This window comes from Pedobacter riviphilus (assembly GCF_014692875.1).
Classification (GTDB): Bacteria; Bacteroidota; Bacteroidia; order Sphingobacteriales; family Sphingobacteriaceae; genus Pedobacter; species Pedobacter riviphilus.
This window is the reverse complement of sequence record NZ_CP061171.1, coordinates 1,511,246-1,532,593: the sequence shown is the minus strand read 5'-3', so window position 1 is coordinate 1,532,593 and position 21,348 is coordinate 1,511,246. Positions and strand designations below refer to the sequence as shown.

15 protein-coding genes and 1 pseudogene are annotated in these 21,348 nt (G+C 40.7%); 1 reads left to right on the top strand and 15 read right to left on the bottom strand.

Annotated features, from left to right (window positions below):
- Positions 1–258: 258 nt before the first annotated feature.
- From H9N25_RS06240 to H9N25_RS06170, 15 genes and pseudogenes are all read right to left on the bottom strand, one after another.
- Positions 259–1,908, bottom strand: a complete 1,650-nt coding sequence (locus H9N25_RS06240; RefSeq protein WP_190328310.1) for an arylsulfatase — start codon at positions 1,906–1,908, stop codon at positions 259–261.
- 17 nt (positions 1,909–1,925) lie between these two features.
- Positions 1,926–3,581, bottom strand: a complete 1,656-nt coding sequence (locus H9N25_RS06235) for an arylsulfatase (RefSeq protein WP_190328309.1) — start codon at positions 3,579–3,581, stop codon at positions 1,926–1,928.
- A gap of 25 nt (positions 3,582–3,606) precedes the next feature.
- Entirely contained in the window at positions 3,607–5,082 is a 1,476-nt protein-coding gene (locus H9N25_RS06230) for a RagB/SusD family nutrient uptake outer membrane protein (RefSeq protein ID WP_190328308.1), read from the bottom strand.
- A gap of 15 nt (positions 5,083–5,097) precedes the next feature.
- Positions 5,098–8,117, bottom strand: a pseudogene (locus H9N25_RS06225) (SusC/RagA family TonB-linked outer membrane protein).
- A gap of 292 nt (positions 8,118–8,409) precedes the next feature.
- Complete coding sequence (locus tag H9N25_RS06220) at positions 8,410–9,567, bottom strand: formylglycine-generating enzyme family protein (protein ID WP_190328307.1); 1,158 nt, start codon at positions 9,565–9,567, stop codon at positions 8,410–8,412.
- 406 nt (positions 9,568–9,973) lie between these two features.
- Positions 9,974–10,981, bottom strand: coding sequence for a YncE family protein (locus H9N25_RS06215; protein WP_167293878.1), 1,008 nt, complete (start codon positions 10,979–10,981; stop codon positions 9,974–9,976).
- Between the two features lie 53 nt (positions 10,982–11,034).
- The gene (locus H9N25_RS06210) at positions 11,035–14,079 is read right to left on the bottom strand and encodes an efflux RND transporter permease subunit (protein WP_190328306.1); all 3,045 of its coding nucleotides are present in this window, start codon (positions 14,077–14,079) and stop codon (positions 11,035–11,037) included.
- Positions 14,080–14,081: 2 nt separating this feature from the next.
- Positions 14,082–15,008, bottom strand: a complete 927-nt coding sequence (locus H9N25_RS06205) for an efflux RND transporter periplasmic adaptor subunit (protein ID WP_190328305.1) — start codon at positions 15,006–15,008, stop codon at positions 14,082–14,084.
- 2 nt (positions 15,009–15,010) lie between these two features.
- Positions 15,011–16,258, bottom strand: coding sequence for a TolC family protein (locus H9N25_RS06200; RefSeq protein ID WP_190328304.1), 1,248 nt, complete (start codon positions 16,256–16,258; stop codon positions 15,011–15,013).
- A 12-nt stretch (positions 16,259–16,270) separates the two neighbouring features.
- Positions 16,271–17,062, bottom strand: coding sequence for a phosphatase PAP2 family protein (locus H9N25_RS06195; RefSeq protein ID WP_190328303.1), 792 nt, complete (start codon positions 17,060–17,062; stop codon positions 16,271–16,273).
- Between the two features lie 2 nt (positions 17,063–17,064).
- Positions 17,065–17,472, bottom strand: coding sequence for a PepSY-like domain-containing protein (locus H9N25_RS06190; RefSeq protein WP_190328302.1), 408 nt, complete (start codon positions 17,470–17,472; stop codon positions 17,065–17,067).
- A gap of 181 nt (positions 17,473–17,653) precedes the next feature.
- A complete protein-coding gene (locus H9N25_RS06185; protein WP_190328301.1) occupies positions 17,654–18,907 on the bottom strand; it encodes a sensor histidine kinase in 1,254 nt (417 codons plus the stop codon).
- A complete protein-coding gene (locus tag H9N25_RS06180) occupies positions 18,904–19,581 on the bottom strand; it encodes a response regulator transcription factor (protein WP_190328300.1) in 678 nt (225 codons plus the stop codon). The genes H9N25_RS06185 and H9N25_RS06180 overlap by 4 nt, the downstream gene beginning before the upstream one ends.
- Positions 19,582–19,650: 69 nt before the next feature.
- The gene (locus H9N25_RS06175) at positions 19,651–19,851 is read right to left on the bottom strand and encodes a hypothetical protein (protein WP_190328299.1); all 201 of its coding nucleotides are present in this window, start codon (positions 19,849–19,851) and stop codon (positions 19,651–19,653) included.
- A gap of 38 nt (positions 19,852–19,889) precedes the next feature.
- Positions 19,890–20,243, bottom strand: a complete 354-nt coding sequence (locus tag H9N25_RS06170) for an HD domain-containing protein (protein ID WP_190328298.1) — start codon at positions 20,241–20,243, stop codon at positions 19,890–19,892.
- Between the two features lie 287 nt (positions 20,244–20,530).
- Here H9N25_RS06170 and H9N25_RS06165 point away from each other — a divergent pair, with 287 nt between their 5' ends.
- Positions 20,531–21,238 (top strand): hypothetical protein, encoded by a 708-nt coding sequence (locus tag H9N25_RS06165; protein ID WP_190328297.1) that lies wholly within the window; start codon positions 20,531–20,533, stop codon positions 21,236–21,238.
- Positions 21,239–21,348 lie beyond the last annotated feature (110 nt).

Sequence of the window (21,348 nt, the reverse complement as noted above, 5' to 3'; positions counted from 1 at the left end):
GGTTATATGACCAAGAACCACAACCCTTAGTTCCTAAACCCGGTAGCAACGGAAATCCTTTTTATTGCTTAAGCGTAATCCCTCCTATTCTTGCTGCTGGTTGCGTAAAATTTGCAATAAAAAGATTGGAGTGAATAACGGGGCTGCAGTACCCACAGCGGTATGAGTGCTCGTTTTCGAATGAAAATGTATAAACTCATTACAGACCACCCCCAGCCCCTCCTAAATTAGGAGGGGAGTTGATGTTATGATAAAACATTAAAAACCAAAACCTTCTGATACAGCTTCCTGTACCTTACTTTTTCTAAACTCTTTCATTGATTGTGGTTCTTTGGCCTCAAGCGTGGCAAAATCTACTACACCTGTTCTTTTGGCCCAGTCGAAATAAGCTACAGATAATCTGCTCACTACATCGTGGTTTTGCCTGGCTACATTGGTGGTTTCGCCGCGGTCGGTTTCTAAATTGTACAGTTCCCAATTGTAGCCTGGCCAGGTAGATACCAGTTTCCATTTGCCAGCACGCACTGCGCGGTTGCCTGCACGTTCCCAAAATAATGGTTCATCACGTTTCAGTTCGTTATCGTTACCAAACAGCACAGGCAGCAAGCTTTTACCCGCCAATGTATTCGGCGTAATGCCCTGATAGCTTTTTGGGTAAGTAGCCCCTGCCAGATCGTAAAATGTTGGGGCAATATCGATAATATGGCCTGTACCTTTTTTTAGGGTGCCCGGTTTAATTTTAGCCGGATACCAGGCAATAAACGGCGAGCTGATGCCACCTTCGTACATGTAATCTTTAAAGGCTTTTAATGGTGAGTTGGAGGCATAAGACCAGTTTTTGCTTTGCGACTCATACGAACCAATGGTACCCACAGGGCCCGAATTGCGTACGGCACCTTTATACCACTTCACTAGATCTTCTGCAGGGGCACCATTATCAGAAATAAACAAGATGATGGTATTTTTATCGGCTCCGGTTGCTTTTAACTTATTTAAAACCTGGCCGATGCCCTGGTCTAAACGGTCGACCATTGCTGCAAAAATCTCCATCTTTTTAGCCCACTGGCTACGCTGATCGAAAGATAGTTTGTTCCAGTTATAGATATCAGCATCCTTTTCAGAAATGCTCGATTTCTCATCAATAATGCCCAGTTCCTTTTGTTTTTTAATTCTTTCGGCACGGAGCACATCCCAACCTTTATCGTAACGACCTTTGTATTTGGCAATATCTTCTGGCAATGCATGCAGCGGCCAATGCGGCGCGGTATAGGCTAAATACAGAAAGAAAGGCTTGTCTTTAGGATTTTGATCCAAAAACTTTACCGCATTTTCGGTAATTACATCGGTTTGATAAAATTTGCCAGCTTCTAAAGGATAAGGTTTCCCATCGATGGTATAGGCACGTTTTTTACCTCCTTCGAAATCGCCCTGATCGAAATAACTTCCATTTTCCGACATCATAACATGATCGAAACCACGCTGCCAAGGGAAACTTACCTCTTTACCTGCCACATGCCATTTACCAGACATTAAAGTACTATAACCTTGTGTTTTTAATACTTCAGCCAGGGTAAGCGATTCTTTATTGAGATAACCCTGATAGGCCGGAATCCCCAGATCGTTCGCGAAATACCCCACCCCAGCCTTATGCTGGTACTGCCCAGTTAATAAGGAAGCCCGCGTTGGCGCACAAATAGAGTTGTTATAAAATTCTTTTAACCGAAGGCCTTCGTTGGCGAGACGGTCTAAATTGGGTGTTTTAATTTCTGAGCCATAAGCACCAAGATCTGAATAGCCCAGATCGTCGGCCAGGATAAGAATAATATTGGGCTTTGCAGGCTTGGCATTTTGCGCAAAACCCTGCATGGTCAGTAATGCACCTAAACATGTTAATATTACTTTGTTCATCTTTTTCTTTATTAATACTAAAAATTCTGATTACCTCTGTTGTTTCCCTGTGCAGGCCGGGTAGGTGCTGTTTTAAGCGTTTCGTAATCTACTACCCCATTTTCTGCTGCCCACTTTACATATGCGGCTTTTAACTGTGCCACTATTTCGGGATGTTGAGCAGCTACATCGGCATTTTCGGCCCTATCTTTTTCTATATCGAAAAGCTCAAATTTTTCGGTTAAACCTGCAGGAGAAATGAGTTTCCATTTACCCCAACGTACAGCTTTGTTACCACCACGCTCCCAAAATAAAGGCACCGAACGCTGTACGGTATCTGTTAATCCGCTAAGTAGCGGCAATAAACTTTTACCAGGGAGGGCGTTGCTGCTTATTCCGTTTAACTGTTTTGGATAGTTAATGCCAGCCAGCTCGTAAAAAGTTGGTGCAAGATCGATTAAATGACCAGTGCCTTTGGCAATTGTTCCGGCTTTAATTTTATTCGGAAACCAGGCAATAAAAGGTGCACTGATGCCACCTTCGTATGGTGCCCCTTTATAATTGCGCAGTGGCGAATTGCCGGTTTGCGACCAATTACTGTTCTGTGTTTCGTAAGATCCAGCAGTGCCAACTGGCCCGGTGGTGCGTTGGGTATAGGGTCTTGTACCATTGCCACCCTGAGCACCATTATCTGAAATAAAAATGATGAGGGTATTTTCATCTTGTTTCAACTCTTTTAATTTAGCAAGCAAACGGCCAACACCTTGATCTACATGATCAATCATGGCTGCATAAACTTCCTGACGGGTTTGCCAGTACTCCTGCTCATCATACGTTAACTTGTTCCAGGGTTTTACCTGGTCATCGTGAGCGGCAATTTTCTGATCGGCACTAATAAGTCCTTTTTTAATGGCATTGCGGTAACGTTGTACGCGCAAAGAATCCCAGCCTAGTTTATATTTACCTTTGTATTTAGCAATATCGGCCGGGAGTGCCTGAAGTGGCCAATGTGGAGCATTGTAGGCCAGGTATAAAAAGAAAGGTTTTTTAGCTTTTTGTTGATCATCCAAAAATCCCAATGCATTATTGGTAATCTCTTCAGTTAAATATTTCCCTGGCTCCAGAAAATACGGTTCGTTATCTTTAATCAAGGGTACTGTTTCGTTGCCTTTTTCCCCGATTTCGTAATAGTTGCTGGCGCCACCAATAAAACCAAAAAAATGATCGAAACCTCGTTGGTTTGGCCATTGATTCCGATCGTCGCCCACATGCCATTTACCAGCCATGAGCGTGGTGTAACCACCAGATTTAAGCACCTCGGCCAAGGTAAGCGATTCGCAGTTTAAAAAACCCTGGTAAGCAGCCAGCCCAAGGTTATTATTAAAAAAGCCAACACCCGCCTTGTGCTGATATTGCCCTGTAAGCAACGATGCCCTGGTAGGTGCACAGATCGAATTGTTGTAAAATTCTTTCAGCTTTAGGCCACCAGCTGCCAGTTTATCTAAATTAGGTGTTTCTATCTCTGTTGCACCAAAAGGGCCAATATCTGAAAAGCCAAGATCATCAACCAGTACCAGCACGATATTTGGTTTTTGCTTTTCCTGCGCCAAAGTAACCTGTACAGTCAGTAAACCAGCAGCCAACAGGCATATTTTCAGGATGGGCAAACGGGAATATCTTTGTTTAAAATCCATGTGATTAAATTTTAGTATAAAACGGTTAATAATTTACCCAATCTGGGTTCTGTTTTAATTTAGGGTTGAGGTTAAGTTCGCGTTGTGGTATGGGAAAATGAATATGACGCTTCGCTGCCAGGGTTTTTCCGGCTGCTTTAAGTGTCGCCACATAATAATCGGCTCCACGCCTGGCCAGATCGAACCAGCGCTGATATTCGAAAACCAGTTCCTTTCTCCGCTCCTGAAAAACAGCATCCCTAAACTGATCTACAGTTAATGTCGGAGCAATATCCGCTAGTTTGGCAATACCTGCACGCTGGCGCACTTCATCTATGGCAGTATATGCGGCTGCATTTGGCCCATTGTTTACTTCATTTAAGGCTTCAGCATAAATTAAAAGCACCTCTGCATAGCGGATAATTGGCAGATTTTTTGAAGACTGAGATTGATTACCCACCACGGCTGGATCGTAATACTTATTAAACTGTGGCGAAAAGGTATATAACTGGCCATTTGTAGGGCTCACCATCTGGGTAACAAAGGTAATTGCCTTTCGGGTATCGTTATCAGCAAAGCTGTTATATAAACCGCCCGCAGTATGCAGAGCATCAGCATAATCGCCATTAATACCGGGTACGTCTGCAGGTGCCGAACGACTGGCCAAACTGTTACCCTGGTAGCCGGCATTGCCCACAAACTGTGCAGAAAAAATATGTTCTTTACCGTTTTTAGTAGCTACATTAAACACATCTGCAAAATTTGCAAACAGTGAATAGTATTTACTATCGATTACCTCTTTACTTTTTTGCACTGCATTTGCCCACTCTTTATGGGTAAGATATACTTTTGCCAACAAACTTTTGGCTGCACCCGAAGTTGCCCTCCCTAAATCTTTGCTGCTATATTCTGCTGGTGCAGGTAACGATTCTGCATCTTTTAAATCCTGAATAATCTGTGCATAAACCGCAGCTTCGGGCGCATTTGAGACATAAAGATCTTCGGGTGCTAAAGAAGTATTTTCATGCAATACAATGGGTACATCGCCAAACCAGCGTACCAGGTTAAAATAGTGTAGTGCCCTTAAAAACTTCGATTCGTTAATTAAACGTTTTCTAATGGTCGAACTAATTTTAGTCTCGTCAATTAAAGCAATTTTATCGATGGCAATGTTCGAAGCATTAATGGCATCGTAACTTTGTTTCCATAACTGCTCCATCCTGTCATTTGATGAATCGTGTGTTAAACCTGATATGGCCCTAACATGTGCATTTCTGGCTCTTGGACCAGCCTCATAATCGTCGGTAGCCATTTCTACCCCAATCTGTATTAGGCTATTATAGAGCGACTGACCACTTTCATAAAGTTTGCGATAATTGGCCGTAACGGCAGAAACCGCCTGACTTTCATTTTGGTAGAACTGTTCCGTAACCAGTACCGATTCTGGCTCTTCTTCTAACTTAGAGCAGGCCGAAAGTGCTACAGCTAAAATAGAAAGGTATAATAAGTTTATCTTTTTCATTGAAATATCGATTGATTAAAATGTTAACCTTAAACCAGCCCTAACCGATCTGGCGATGGGATAAATCCCGGCATCGGTTCCTGGCGATACATTACTTCCAGAGGTAATTTCGGGATCGAAGCCTGAATAATTTGTCCAGGTAAGGAGGTTCTGCCCGGCTACATAGAAATATACATTTGATAACTTTGCCTTAGCAGAGATCTTTTTTGGCAAGGTATAACCCAGTGATACATCTTTTAACCTTAAGAAAGAACCACTTTCGATAAAGCGATCAGAAAATACAGGTGCAGGATCCAATTTTGCTCTTGGAATGGTTTGGCTTGGATTGCTTGGTGTCCATCGGTTTAAAGCGGTAGCAGACGCATTTTGTTGCCCGGTAAACAGCTCCAGGGTTTGCATATTCGAGTTCAAAATACTGTTACCATATGATCCTTGTACAAATATTAACAGATCGAAACCTTTGTACTCGAAATTATTGGTTACGCCAAAAATGAAATCGGGTTGTGCATTGCCAATAATGGCTTTATCTGCAGCAGTGGTAAACTGGCCATCGCCATTAATATCTTTGTACAATCTATCGCCAGGTTTTGGCACGGCATTACCCGTATATTTACCTTTAGCTGCTTCCTGCCCTGTTTGCAGGATTCCATCGGTTACATTGCCATAAAAGCTACCCAATGGTTCGCCAACTTTTACAATGTAATTTCCGCTGATGTACGATTGTGCACCATTGCCAATACTTAACACTTTATTCCGGTTAACAGAAAAGTTTAAATTAGTATTCCAGATAAATGTTCCGATAAGGTTACGGGTATTCAGGCCAATTTCAAACCCTTTGTTTAATACTGATCCATAATTCTGGAGCGATGTACCATAACCAGTAGTCCAGGGGATTTCTACATTTAACAATAGGTCTTTGGTTTTCTTGTAGTAGGCATCTAACGTTAATTGGATCCTATTGTTGAAAAAGCCGATATCTAAGCCGGCATCGTATTGATGGGTAGTTTCCCAGCCCAGTTTATCATTTGCAATGCGGTTAGGTGCAAAACCAGTTGCAGTAGCACCACCAAATACATAATTGAGACTGTATAAAGTTGCCAAAGACTGGTATTGGCCGATCTCGAGGTTTCCTGTTGTACCGAAACTGGCACGTACTTTAAGCTCGCTGATTGTTTTTTGCAAAGGCTCAAAAAATTTCTCGTTACTGATTTTCCATGAAGCAGCCGCCGAAGGGAAATAACCCATTTGTTTCCTTTCCCAAAGCGTGATGATCCATCGGTACGAATGCTGGAAGTTAAGGAATAACGGTTATCGAAACTGTAATTTACCCTGGCCAGGTAAGAATGTAATACCCATCTTGAGGCATCAGAGTAAGGCGCTACCAAAGTTGCCCCACTCTGCAGGCTGTTAAAGGTTAAATCGTCGGTTACAAACTTTTGGGCATTTGCCCTTGTGGTTTCGCTCGAAAATTCCTGTTGTGTAAAACCGATTACAGCATCTAAAGCATGTTTACCAAAAGCTTTATTGTACGAAAGGGTATTCTCATTTAACCAGGAATAAGAATTATAAGTGCCTTTTCCGGCAGCGCCCCCAATAGTACTTCCTTCATAAATTGTTGATGGGATATAGTTCTTTTCGTTTACGCTGTTTACATCGGCACCAAGCAGTACTTTAAGATTTAGCCCTTCAATAATCGTGTATTCACCAAATGCTGTTCCCAAAAACTTATTGGTGGTTGATTTGTTGATCTGCTCTTTTAATGAAGCAATTGGATTGGCAAATATATTTTCAAATGGATTACGAAGCGTGTAAGCACCAGAAGCATCGTAAATAGAAGCAGTAGCAGGCATAATTAACAGGCCGTTAATAATGCCCGAAGGAGATACATTGGCATCAGCCTTACTTCCAGTAATACTTGCGCTTACCTTAAATTTTTCGAAAGGTTGGGCATCTACATTGGCCCTGATGCTGATCCTCGAATAATCGGTATTCTTTAAAATACCATCCTGATCAAAATAATTCCCTGAAATAAGGTATCTTGTTTTCGGATTCCCGCCACTTATGGTGAGTTGATGGTTCTGTGTTGGCGCACGTTCGAATGCTTCGCTCTGCCAATCTGTGCCCGCACCCAACTGATCAATCTTTGCCTGGCTCAAATACTGGAAATGGCCTTTGCTTGGGTCGGTATCGTATAACGCATCATTTCGGAGCAATGCAAAATCATGTGCATTTAAGAGGTCTAACTTCTTTCTTAACGATTGTGTACCATAACTTCCTTCATAGGTAATCGCACTACGATCTGCTTTCCCTTTTTTGGTCGTGATGATCACTACACCGTTGGCTCCTCTCGAACCATAAATCGCAGTTGCAGAAGCATCTTTTAAAATATCAACCGTTTCAATATCAGAAGGATTGATACTGGCCAATGGGTTAAGTGGTGTACCGCTGAGTGTACCTGCCGAAGCTGAACTGTTGTACAAAGGGAATCCATCAAGCACATATAAAGGTTCATTTCCGCCTTGTACCGAACTTCCTCCCCTTACACGGATGCTTACGCCACCACCCGGTTGACCCGATGTTTGGGTAACCTGCACACCGGCAGCAGCGCCCTTTAACAATTGATCTACCGAGCTTAAGGGTTGTTTCAATGCCGATTTAGAAATGGAAGAAACGGAACCTGTAATGTCGCTTCTCTTCTGCGTACCATAACCCACTACCACCACATTATCGAGCTGGTTAGCGGCTTCTTCTAGTTTAATTTCAATCGGGCTTCCATTTGCAATAATTTCGATGGTTTTATAACCGATATAACTCACTGTTAAGGTATAAGGAAACTTTTGTCCGGTTACGAACCTAAATTTACCCTCATTATCAGTTGCTGCAGAGTGAGTGGTTCCATTAATGCGGACTACCACACCTGGGATGGGCTCTTTGGTTTTGGAATCGGTAACCAAACCAGTAAGGGTTGAGTTAATGAGTGGTACTGTTTGCGCTTTAACCGCAATTGAAAAAATAAATTGAGCGATAATTAACATTCCTAAATGACGCAACAAGCGTAAGAAACGGACTGACAATCTGTGTCGAACGGACTTTTCCTGTCCGAAAACTGGTAATGAGACTTGCGAAGCCGACCCATAGGGCCACCTGACTTCTTCAAATTTTTGCATACTTTTGTTAAAGGTTAAGTGGTAAATTGATTCAGGTGCCAACGCCAATTGAAGACCTGTTTCGATGATTTAATCTAGGGGAGATACATTTGTGTTTCCCCGATTCTTATATAGTTTGTAAAGTTTTTATTTGCTGCCCTCCTCTTGTTTAATTGCTTTGTTATTTATCGCTTACACACCTAAAACCAAGGTGTTCCATACCGCTATCTTCTGATGTTTTCATTCTTCTTGCGACCCGATAACCAGAACAGTAGCTATCGTTACAGAGAAAAGATCCTCCCCTAACGGTATGTTTAATGGCATAAGGCTCGTCTGGATCGTGAGATTTAGCTGGCCCCTGAGGGTTGCTGATTCCTTCTGGTTTATTTACACTTGCATAATAGTTGTTATCATAAAAATCTGAGCACCATTCCCAAACATTTCCGGCCATATCATAAAGGCCATAAGCATTCGGAGCAAAAGATTTAACAGGTGCTGCGTAATAAAATTTATCTTTTTGTACATTTTTATAAGGGAAATCGCCTTCCCAAATATTCGCTTTTGCTTTACCAATATTTACAGATTCGTTTCCCCATGGGTAAACATTATCTTTCAATCCACCTCTGGCTGCCCACTCCCATTCGGCTTCAGTTGGTAATCTTTTTCCGGCCCATTTGCAATAAGCAAGGGCATCGAAATAAGAAACGTGTACTACCGGAAAATTATCTTTACCTAAAATATTACTTTTTGGTCCGTGAGGATGTTTCCAGTCAGCGCCCTTACTCCAGGCCCACCATTGTGCATAATTATTAATATCTACAGGGCCTTTTGCAGGCACAAAAACCAACGAAGCTGCTACCAATACATCTGCAGCAGGTTTAGGCGTTCCCGGAGGCAATTGTTTTTTAAGTATATTCCAATCTGGCTTTTGCTCTGCTGTGGTAACATAACCAGTTGCCTTTACAAATTGCTTAAATTGTGCATTTGTTACTTCTGTAACATCAATATAAAAGCCTTTAACACTTACTTTATGTTTTGGAAATTCATCGGCCGATGCCTGTGCATTGTCACCGCCCATGCGATAAGTTCCTGGGCTTATCCATACCATTCCTGCATGATGCTTAACTGATGGGGCTTTGCTTAGATCATTTACCAATTTTGGCAAAGCATTGGAAGTGCCAAAACGATTAGGCAATTTAGCTGCACAACAAACTGCAACTCGCGGATAAATGGGGGTTTTAGGATGGGGACCTTTTGCAGTCAAAGTGGGATCTGGTACTAAAAGCCCAGACAAAGCAATGATTACAAGGGAGATCCTGTAAAATAAGGCAAAGTTCATAATAAGGATGTATTGGGTATCTGACTAGTTAAGTCAAAGCATTATTGTTGAGCGCCCGGCCATTTAGAAAGCCATAGTGATGATAAGTTTATGCGCAACAACAACACATTCGCATTGATCTGTTATGATTGGAACAGTGGATAGCGTAGGTAGAAAATGAAAGAAAGTAAAATTTATTCATATCGTTATTTGCAGGTGGTCAGCAAATATAATATTAAATTCTATAAATCCTATAGAATTTATAGTTTAATATAATTTTATTTATTATACTTCATTCTTTATAAACACTTTAACATGAAAAATCATTAAATAAATACCTTTTAATAATTAAGATTAAACAAAAAAAATCGAGAAAACACGAATGTATCCTCGACAATCCAATAAAAATTAAAATAGCGCTACTTACCTATTTACCCACTTCCAGAATTTTAAAACTTCCGGGAACACGATGTGGGCGTTGGTTGGCATCTGTACTTTTTTCGAAAGCCGCTGTTGGTAGAAAAAGATGATGACTGGCGAAATCAATGGCAATGGTTCTTGCGCCTACTTCAGTTTTTATCGTTTCCTGTACAATAAACTGATTGGCTGAAACTTCTTTTACCACTGTAATATTACCTTCACCATTGGCACTATAAGCTAATTTAGTGGTCGGATCGAAAACTACACCATCGCAATTATTACCTATCGCTATAGAAGTGATCTGTTTGCCAGTTTTGGCATCCAGAATAAGCATCACTTTGTTAGCACAAACGGTAAACAGTCTTGATGTTACACGATCTATAGCTAATCCAGAAGGCTCTTCCCCTCCTTTTAGTTTATACCTTGATAAAACTTTATTGGTATTCAAATCAAAACAAACAATTTCTCCGATATCTTCGATATTTACATACACTTTTCCCTTCCCGTCAGACACGCCTGCTTCGGGTTTGCCACCTAACGGAATCGTTGCGATAACCTGATCAGTTTGTGGATTGATAATACTGGCATCGTTACTTTTGCCGTTAAATACGATTACTTTTTTGCTATAATCATCAAAGAAAGTGGCATCAGGATTCTGTCCTACTTTAATTTGTGCAGTTACGATAAAATTGTTCAGATCAAAAACCGTACAAGTACCTGCTTTGCCATTGGTGGTGTATCCTTTCCCGAACGGACCTGCAATTGCAATTCCGTGTACACCGAGTGTATTGCGAATCACGCCTACCGAGTCGCCATTGTTCTTATTTAATATATTTACCTGGTTGCCATGTGACACATAAAGATTGTTGTGCTGTTGATCGATACTTACATAATCCCAACCTCCATCGCTTTGTATTTTATGAACAGCCAATACACGCAGGCCACTTTTTTGTTGGGCATTTGCAACCATTGACATTGCAAAAAGAACCACAATACTTAATAATTTCCTTTTCATTTATTTAGTTTTAAATATTTTTAGGCTATGGATTAAATCTGTTACACTTAGGCTTAATCTCCTTCAACTTTAGCCGATTGGTATAATTTTCTGATCAGGCTGGGCAAGGCCACCAGCAATAAAGGCAAGGCTACAATAAAGCCGCCAATAACAGCAATGGCCAGTGGTTGATGTAGTTGTGCTCCAGCACCTATACCCATGGCTAAGGGCATTAAAGCGATAATGGCACCCAATGCAGTCATTAATTTTGGTCGTAGCCGGGTGGAGATGGCAAATGTTATTGCATCATCAACGCTTTGATTAATTAATGATTCTTTAAATTGCAGAAAGGTAAAAATGGCATTCTCGCCAATAATGCCTACAATCATAATCAACCCGGTGTAACTGCCTACATTGAGTGGTGTATGGGTTAAAAACAAAGCTAAATAACTCCCTGAAATGCCCAGCACCGAGATTAATAAAATGAGAAAGGCAATTTTAAAATCTTTAAACAGGAACAAAATTACACTAAACACCAGCAAACTCGAGGCAATGAGGATGGTTAGCAATTCGGAAAACGATTGCTGTTGCTCTTTATATGCACCGCCATATTCGATATGATAACCAGAAGGAAGGTTTACTTTGTTGTTTATAGTTTCCTGAAGATCTTTCATTACACTGCCCAGATCCCGGTTATCGAGCCTCGCCGTAACCACGCCAATGGTTTGTAAATTTTCTCTTTCTACTTCGGCGTTGCCTGATTTAAGCACTACCTCTGCCATTTGATTGATAGGGACCGCTTTGCCATTTGGCAAGAAAATTTTAAGCTTGTTAATATCGGCAACACTAAAAGTCCGGCTGCCAGGGTAAACCATACGAATGGGCGAAAGCTGTTGTTTATCACATAAATCGCCAATTAAAGTCCCCTGCATAGCTGTTTGAAGCTGCGATTGGAAAGACAAGGGACTAATGCCGTACTGAGCCAGCAAAGCAAAATTAAGCTGAATACTAACCGCTGGTCCTGAAAGGACAATGCCATCAAACACATCAGCTGTGCCCCCCACGTGCGAAACAATATTGGCCACTTTTTTTGATAAGGACTGGAGTTTTTCCTGATCATTACCAAAAATTTTCACCTCGATGGGCTGTGTCGAGCTCATTAAATCGCCTAACATGTCGCCAATTACCTGCCCAAAGTCTACCACAAGCGCTGGTTGTGTATTTTCGATATGTGAGCGTATCTCCGAAATGACCTCATCGGTGCTTTTTTTCCTGTTATGTTTTAGCTGAATTAGATAATCGCCAGTATTGGGTTCTGTAATAAAAAAGCCCATCTGGGTTCCGGTTCTTCTGGAGTAAGCCTGCACCTCAGGGATTTTAACAATCTCCTTCTCCACTTCCCTTAGCATCCGGTCGGTTTCTTCTAGCGAGGTGCCCGGTGGCGAAGCATAGTCCATAACAATGCTGCCTTCATCCATTTCGGGGAGGAATCCAGTCTCTAACCGGGGAAAAATGAGTACAATCGACGTGATCAGCACCAGTGTAAACACAATGGAGATATAAGGCCGCTTTATAAAATAACGGACCCAGCTTTGCGATTTAACCTCGTGTACTACTACGGTTTTGCCAGAAGCTGCATGACTCCCCCCTTTACGGGTTAACAAAAGATATATCACCGGTAAACCTATCCAGGTAACAAAGAAGGAACAGGCCAAAGTAATAATCATGGTATTGGTCATCACCTGAAAATAAGATCCGGCCACTCCTGTCATCAATACAAAGGGGATGAATATAACGATGGTACTGATTGAAGAGCCCAACATGGCCGGAAAAAGATATCCAACAGCCTTGCTCAACAACCTCATGGTAAGCTCTTCCGGGTGTTCTTCATGTGAACGGTGAATTTGCTCCACCACCACAATGGCATCATCTATAATTAAACCTATGGCAGCTGCAATGGCCCCAAGTGTCATGATATTGAGCGAATAACCAATAAAATAAATTACAATTATGGTTAAACAAAGCGTAACTGGAATAGTAATTAAAAGTGTTACACTTGCTTTGAAAGATCTTAGAAAAATAAAAGCAACAATAATGGCTAACGCTAAACCGATCAATAAACTATCGCGTACGCTTTTTACCGATTCATTTACAAAATCTGCTTGTACATAATAAGGTTTAATGCTTACTCCGGCAGGCAAAATATGTTTCAACTGTTCTACTTTGATAAACATCTCGTTCGAAAGATCGATCAGATTGGCATTTGGCTGTTTGATTACAGCAATCAGAATCCCGTCTTTACCATTGGCATTAATGCGCGTGTACTCTACACTCTGTTGGATGTTTACCTTAGCAATATCCATCACTTTAACAATCAGGTTGCCCTTTCTGCTTAATACCAGGTTTTCCAGATCGGTTTTGTTTTTTACAGTAGCATCTGTTACAGATAGGTACAGATAATTGTGATCGGCCAGGTAGCCGTTAGATTTAATAAAATTGGTTTGACTAAGTGCATTGCTGATCTGATCTGGAGTTATACCAAGCGTCTGCATTTTCTGTGCGTCAAGCTCCAGCCAATATTCTTTATTTTTACCACCAATTACGCGGATTTCGGAAACGCCATCAACCTGTGAAAGAAAGGGTTTTACCGTATAAGTTGCGATTTTTTTCAGTTCGGCAGATGAATAATTATGGCTTTCTAGGCTGTATCCACTTACCGGAAGGATTGATGGATTCATTTTCTCGACCGAAATATTAACACCAACGGGTAATGAAGCACTTATTTTGGCAATTTGTGCTTCTATGCGCTGTTGGCTAAGATCAATATCGGCACCAGGGTTCATAAATGCAGAAAGTTCGCAACTGCCCCTACTGGTTTTACTCCTAACCAATTGAAGATCGGGCACCTGTTTTACTGCATTTTCTAAAGGCCTTGTTACGGTAACCACCATCTTATCAACCGGCTGTAGTTCTGCATCGGCAATAATCTTGATCTTTGGAAAGGTAATTTCAGGAAAAAGCCCCGTTTTTAACTGACTGAAAGAATATATTCCACCCACTAAAATAATGAGCAACACCGCCAGGATAGGGTTTTTATGGGAAATAAAAAACTTGTTCATGGCTATTTCTGGATTTTAACTTTGGCCGTATCTGCTATTCCATAATTTCCAGCTGTAATAATCCGGTCTGTTTTCGAAAATTTCGGTTCAAGCACTTCAATTGTATGTTCGTTTTCGATGCCTTTTTTCACGTTTATCTTTACTGCGGTAGAATCATTGATGAGTTTCATTACCCAAAACTCATCTTCGGTTTCGTTGGACAATACTGCCGATTTGGGTAGTACCTGAGCCTGTGCATGGTTAACTTTTGTTAACTTTACTTTAGCAATTAAACCTTCCGGAATATCCTTACTTGCGGTCACTTTAAGTACATAACGCTGGGTTTGTGCCAAAGAATCTACTGACGGCATTGTTCCCGAAACTGTACCTGTCATTTTGCTCCCATCTGGTAACAGTACCTCCAGGCTTCTGTTCTGATTGATCAGCTGATTATATTCATAAGGCAGATCGAGTAAAAAAACCAAGCTATTGCGGTTACTGATGACGGCGAGTGCCTCCCCATCCTGTACATAATCTCCTTTCTGATGGTTTACCAGGATAATTGTACCTGCCTGATCGGCCCTGATATCGGAAATTCCAGAAAACTTAAAACCTGCATCGAGCTTATTTACGCTATTCCCTATTGATTTAGCTTCTTTGGTAATTAAACTAAACAGCAACTGATGGCTCCCCACCTGCTTGCCCACTATGGCCTGGGCATTTTGTATATAACCATTAATATTTGCTTTTACATAACTCTTCTCCAAATAGGCCGAAACTGCCGAAAACGCTATAAACTCAGAGAGGGAGCTGTCGCGCACGGTAGTTACCTGAACAGGAGTAACTGGCGAGGGTTCAGATACATTTTCTGCCGGGGCCGAAGGATTGCATCCCGAAAAAACAAACAGCATGGCGAAAACACCACACATTAATTTTAGATAGCTCTTCATGGTTATCGGTTCCAGTAGTTAAATTGATTAATCAGTTTTAAACGGTTAATTTGAGTTTGTCGCAACAGGTTTTGGGCTGCCAGGTAATTATTAATCGCAATTACGAAATCGGCCACTTTTAAATCGCCTGTATGCATCAGTTTCCGGTCTACTTCAATTAAACCTTTACTAAAGCGGATTTGCTCATTTATTTTCGGAAAAAGCGCATCGGTTTGCTCAAGCTGTTGCTTAATCAGGTTTAACTGTTGTTGCTGTTGCCTGCTAAAAAAATCGCGGTAATTAACAATGGTTTTAGCTGCGAGACTAAGTTTATTGTATTGCATTTTTTTCTGGTGCCCGTCGTAAATAGGTACAGAGAAAGTGAAGCCTACACTAGTACCAAAATTTTTATAAGGTTGCAAAATAAATGAAGAATTATAGCCACCATTGGCATATATCCCCAGTTTAGGTTTATAATTAAGATCTACAGCGTTTTTCTGGTTGCTATTCTTTAAGCTATCAATATCGAAACGTTTATTAAAAAAGTGAGGCGTAGTGACTAAATTATCGGTCTGCAATTTTGGATCTGCCAGTTTAACCTGGGCAGTATCGGCAATACCAGCCAGGTAATTTAAAGTAGCATAATCGTTTTTAAACTGCAGTTCGGCCTGTTGCAGCGCAAGTTGTTGCTGCTGCAATGTAACCAGGAATGTCAAATATTCTGCTTGTTTATAAATATTGCTGCGGGTAAGTTTTTTGAGTAATACTTCTTCCTGTTCAAGTAAAGTAACCACGTCACGGTTAAAACCAACTTGCTGCTGACTGGCGTAGGCTAAAATATACTGATCAGCAACAGACCTTTGTAAATCAAACAGGGAAAGCTGCCCAGCATATTGAATAGAATCGCTTTGAATTTTAACACCTTCCAGCTGATTGTTGATGCGTTTCCTGTTCAACAAATCGTAATTCACATTCAGCAAAGCTTCTAGTGCCTGCCCGTTGGTTAATACTTCATCATAACCGTAACCACGGGTAACAGGTGCATACATTCCGGCAGAACTGGCGGTAACCTGAGCCCCGCCTGTAGCACGAATAATTAAACTATCAATCCCGGCAGCACGCTGCTGATTATGCAGATCTTTAAGCACAGGGCTAGTTAATTCGGCCTGTTTTAAATAATAATCGAGATTTTTAGCTACCACCTGTGCCCTTGCTCTTGTTACAGAAAAAGCAACGATGCATAAAATCAGGCATTTCATTTTATTATTCATGGTCCGCTGACATTAAAACCTACCCGAAAACATTAAGCCTGTACTTCCCTGTTGGTAGAAAGGCATAAATGTAAAATTGCCCCCCTTTTTATTGGTAAAAAGGCTCTTAATGTAAGGATAAACCAGATAGGATATTTTAGTCGAGGCAATTCCAAACCCTGCCCCGGCTACTACATCGCTAAACCAGTGTTTGTTGTTGTACATCCTTAGCGTTCCGGTGGCGGTAGCTACGAAATAACCTGCATAACCAATCCAGGGGTTCACATCTTTATATTCCTGGTGCAGAAATTCTGCAGCCATAAAAGCTGAGGCTGTATGTCCTGAAGGAAAGGAATTGAATCCCGACCCATCAGGCCGTTCTCTACCAATGCCCCGTTTCACAAAATGGGTAGAAACTCCCATAATTGCAGCAGAGGTAACATATAACATAGAGGCATCAAACAAATTATGTTTACCTTTTATACCCGATAAATTAAGCGCATATACTGCAGCTGCCGGAGCAAATTGAAGATAGTCATCAACATGGGCTGCAAATAAAGGATGATCTTCCTGTAATTCTGCCCTGGTGCTTTCATCCAGTTGTTTTAAAGCACCATGATCGTAAACTGCTGCAAAGCCATAACCCATTAATACCACGGGTGCAATAAATGCCGTAGCTTTAAATTTTTGTTTTGGAATAGGAGTTCCACTATACCACCTTGCTAATGAATCGGTATTGGCATTTTTAACCGAATCGATACTTTGTGCAGCACACGATGTAGTAAAAACGACGAAAAACAAAGCACATATCAATATGTTTCGCATGATTAGGGTTTTACAGGATTTCCGCTCAGATCAAATAACAGGTCTTTTCCATTCACTTCGGCCTCATAACGGATAGATCCGTCGGCTTTTGTAATTTTAGCAGCCTCTGCTATTTTATTACCTTTCAGTTTGGCAAGTATAACTGCTGGCAATTCGTTGGGCTTAATTGCTGTTTCAGTTTCCAGCAGCACACCTTTTGCTGTATAAACTACCGAAGTTGCTTTGCCGTTTAGCGTAAATCCAGCTTCATAGTCTTGTTTTTCTATTTCCCAATTTGCTTTTACTCCAGGATAAAGTTTTGCGAATGCGCCCTTTACTTCAACCGGTACTTTAACGGCACTAATTTTTTGTGCGCTAACCGATGTAAACATGGTACCGACAAGTAATAAAATTATAAAAATTCTTTTCATCGCTTTTAAATTTTAAATCAAAACTAAAAGTGAATTATGAAGAAATTCTGTAGTTTATTTTCAGGACGTAAGGTTGGTGGCGACACGTGCCTTGGTGGATTTTAATTAATGCGATACAATCGCATTAATCAATTATCCCCCTTATAAACGTGGGCAATTAATTATTTGTGCGACAATCACATCAGCCACCAAAATAAACAGCAAAAATATGTTCGCCATTTTCTTCCTGATAACTAATCCGGAAGCCATAAAGGTTACAGATTTGTTTACTAATGGCCAAACCTAAACCCATTCCTTCTGAATCGGCAGATTTTGAAAAGCGATCGAAAATTTTGCTTTGGATATTACCAGGTTTTCCAGAGTTTGCCATAATCAATGCAACTGAACTGAGTTCAACACGAATATATCCGCCTGTAATATTGTGTCTTACTCCATTGCTAAACAGGTTATTCAGTAAAATATCGGCCAAATAGCGACTCATTTTTATTTCAACAACCTGTAAATCTGTAGTAAGGCTTAGCCCATCTTTTTCAAACAGTTCCTGAAACTGACGGCCTTTTACTTCCACCATTTCTTTAAGATCAATCTCCTGAAAATCGGGAATCAGATTATTTTCAATTTTGGCCAGCAATAGCAACGATTGGTGCAGGCGGGATAAGCGGCCTGTAGCATGGTAAACATCGGCCAACAGCTCGCCCTGCTGCGCCGTAAATGATTCCGTTTGAAGCAAAGAATCGAGTTTGGAATTGATTACCGCCAAAGGTGTCATCATTTCGTGCGAAGCATTGTCGGTAAAACTTTTAAGTTCTTTATAATCGCGCCTTACCCTTTCAGCCATGGCATTTACAGATTGATGGAGCTCGTTAAATTCATCAATCCGGGTATCTTCGTGTGCAATGGCATCCATACGGGCAACCTCAAACGATTTCATCCCATTTAAAATAGCATAAAACGGCCGCCAGAGTCTGTTCAACACAAACCTGTTAATTAACAACAGCGATAAAAGCAAAATCAATGTAATGCCAATGGTAATTAAAAGGATAATCCTCACCAAATCTTCCGACTCTACCCTTGATTTGGTTATGGTTACTTCAACGGCTTTCCCATTTAGATACACTACGGTGATTAAACTTCTACCGGGTTCATTTTCCTGCTCTTTGGCATTGTAATAGCGGGTATACAAAAACTCCCGCTCTGGCACATGGCCAGAAAGGTTTTTATAAGCAATTTTTTGATCAAGGTAACTCGCTGGCAATGGGAGCTTGTGGTAGGTATCTACATACTGACGGATTTCATTTTCTTCAACCACCAGATCCCGATCCAGTTTTTCTGTTAAAATAAAATGGATAACCACATAATAAATTAAGCCGGTAATGGCAAAAACCACTATAGAGGTTAAAATATTTACCCTGTTATACCGGTTAGCCAGTTTCATATATCACCAAATTTATAGCCTATTCCGTAAACTGACCTGAGATAATCGGCAGCCCCGGCTTCAAGTAGTTTTTTCCGGAGATTTTTAACATGGGTATAAATAAAATCGAAATCATCCGACAAATCCATTTCATCGCCCCAAAGGTGCTCGGCCATGGCATTTTTGGTTACTACTTTATTGCGGTTAGAAAGGAAATAAACCAACAGATCGAACTCCTTTTTGGTTAATATGACCAGATTGCCTTTAACCGTTACTTTCATCGCCGAAACATCAACAGCCATTTCATTAAAATGAATTACATTGTCGCCATCAAAGTTTTTACGCCGAACAATAGCACTTACACGCGCCTTAAGTTCCGATAAATGAAAAGGTTTCACCAAGTAATCATCGGCACCCAAATCAAGCCCTGCCAACTTATCATCTAAAGAGTGCCTGGCAGAAATAATCAGTACCCCATCTCTTTTTTTGAGCTGTTTGAGTTTCGTCAGCAATTCCAGCCCCTCCCCACCTGGCAGCCCCAAATCCAAAAGAATGCAATCGTAACTGTAAACTGCTATCTTCTCGCTGGCCAATGCAAAATCTGAAGCATGCTCACATATATTTCCTTCACCTGTAAAATAGGCCAAAATACTTTCCAGTAAAGCGGGTTCATCTTCAATGACCAGAATTTTCATTTTGTATCTTTTTTATGCTTTTAAAGTAACCATTAAAACCCGAAAGTTAAACATCTGGTTTTAATTAAATCAGGTAAAACGCTGGATAAGCTTTTCTATATTCCGGTCTTTTTTCTTTTGCAGAAACTGCTTGCCATAATCGGTAAAATATTGGTGGCCTATAAGCATTTTGATATTAATAGCATCCCATTCCCTATGACTGTAAGCCAAATTAATATTTTCTTCCCACTCCCGTTTCAACCTTACAGCAAAATCGGTATAAACTGGCAATGCAAAATGATAGAAATCAGCATCGCATATTATTTTTTCTAAATTATTGTGGGCAATTGAGGATATTTAGTAGCTAAAATACAGTTTTTAACCTGTTCTACATCCAAACTACTTAAACCATTCGTGTTTAAGAAAGTGCCGGCCATTTCGGCACTGATAGTTTCATGCCCTATATATTGCCGGGTGTAACCAATATCATGTAAATAGGCAGCCAAAGTAAGTACCAACATTTCGTGTTCGCTTACAGCACTGTGCGCCCCAATTATTTTCACCCCTTCTACTACCAGCAAGGTATGTTCGAAATTATGAAAATACATGTGCCCAGGAAGCTCATTTTCTAAAAGCTCCTGAACATAATCTGATACCCGACTGATCAATATTTCCTCTTCCACTTACAAAAAATAGATACAACAATATTATAGGTCAAATCTGAAGAAAAACTGTAGCATCTTTTTTTTCCTGTTCAAAATTTTCTCTTTTTCTATCAAGTGTTCAGGTTAGGTTGCAACTATAAATTTTAAGACAAATCCAAATCAGTTTGACAGCGGTAAACCAGTTTATAAGCGGTTCGTGGCGGCATGAACCACGGCTTTCGATCAACTTCAGAATTGCTACAGAATTGAAACTTATATTTAAGGTCTATCACTAACCAAATCTGATATCCTTAAAATCAAACAAAATGACTAAACTTTACCAAACTACAAGCGCACTATTCATGCTAGTGCTTTTTATGGGCTGTACAAAAAAAGAAGTAGCTACCGATACCAAATTGAGCTACAGTTTTAGCGCCAGCAATTTAAATGCTTCGTTAAGCAGCAATGCAAGCGCTAGTGGCGCTGTGGTAGCTGCTGGTACAAACGGAAGCATAAACTGGACTACCGCAAGTGTTAATGTTGCCAAAATTGAATTCAGCGCAACCAAATCAGGTAGTGGGGCAATCAATCTCGAAACTAAAAACCTTTACCTGGTTAATGCCTTAAAACCCGATTCTTTATCTGGCACCGTTAATATAGCTTCGGGTGTGTACGAGAACAACCAATTTAATCTAACCTTGGCCAGTTCATTAACCAACCCGCCTTTGTTATTAACCGGAACATATATTGAAGCTTCGGGAACAAAAATTCCGGTAAGGTTCGAAATGAACCAGGCGCAAGTGGTTAAACTTGAAGCGAAGCGAGTGGAAGTTACTGCCGGAACTTACGTGGCTAAAGTTAAGGTACAACTTAATGCCCTGGTAACTGGCCTAACCGCGAGCGATTTCGGACAAACCACACGAACCGGAACAAATAACATGATTATTGTTTCGAGTACCATTAATAGAGCATTATATGAAAAATTGGTTGCCCGCTTTACTTCAACATTGAGTGTTGATTTTTCGAAGCAATAACAATACAGGGTTAGCCAAATATTAATGAATTGCTAATTTAACGCATTAATACTAATTTCATTTTGCCAGCCAATATTCAGAATTCCTTCAGAATTGAAAACTTACATTTG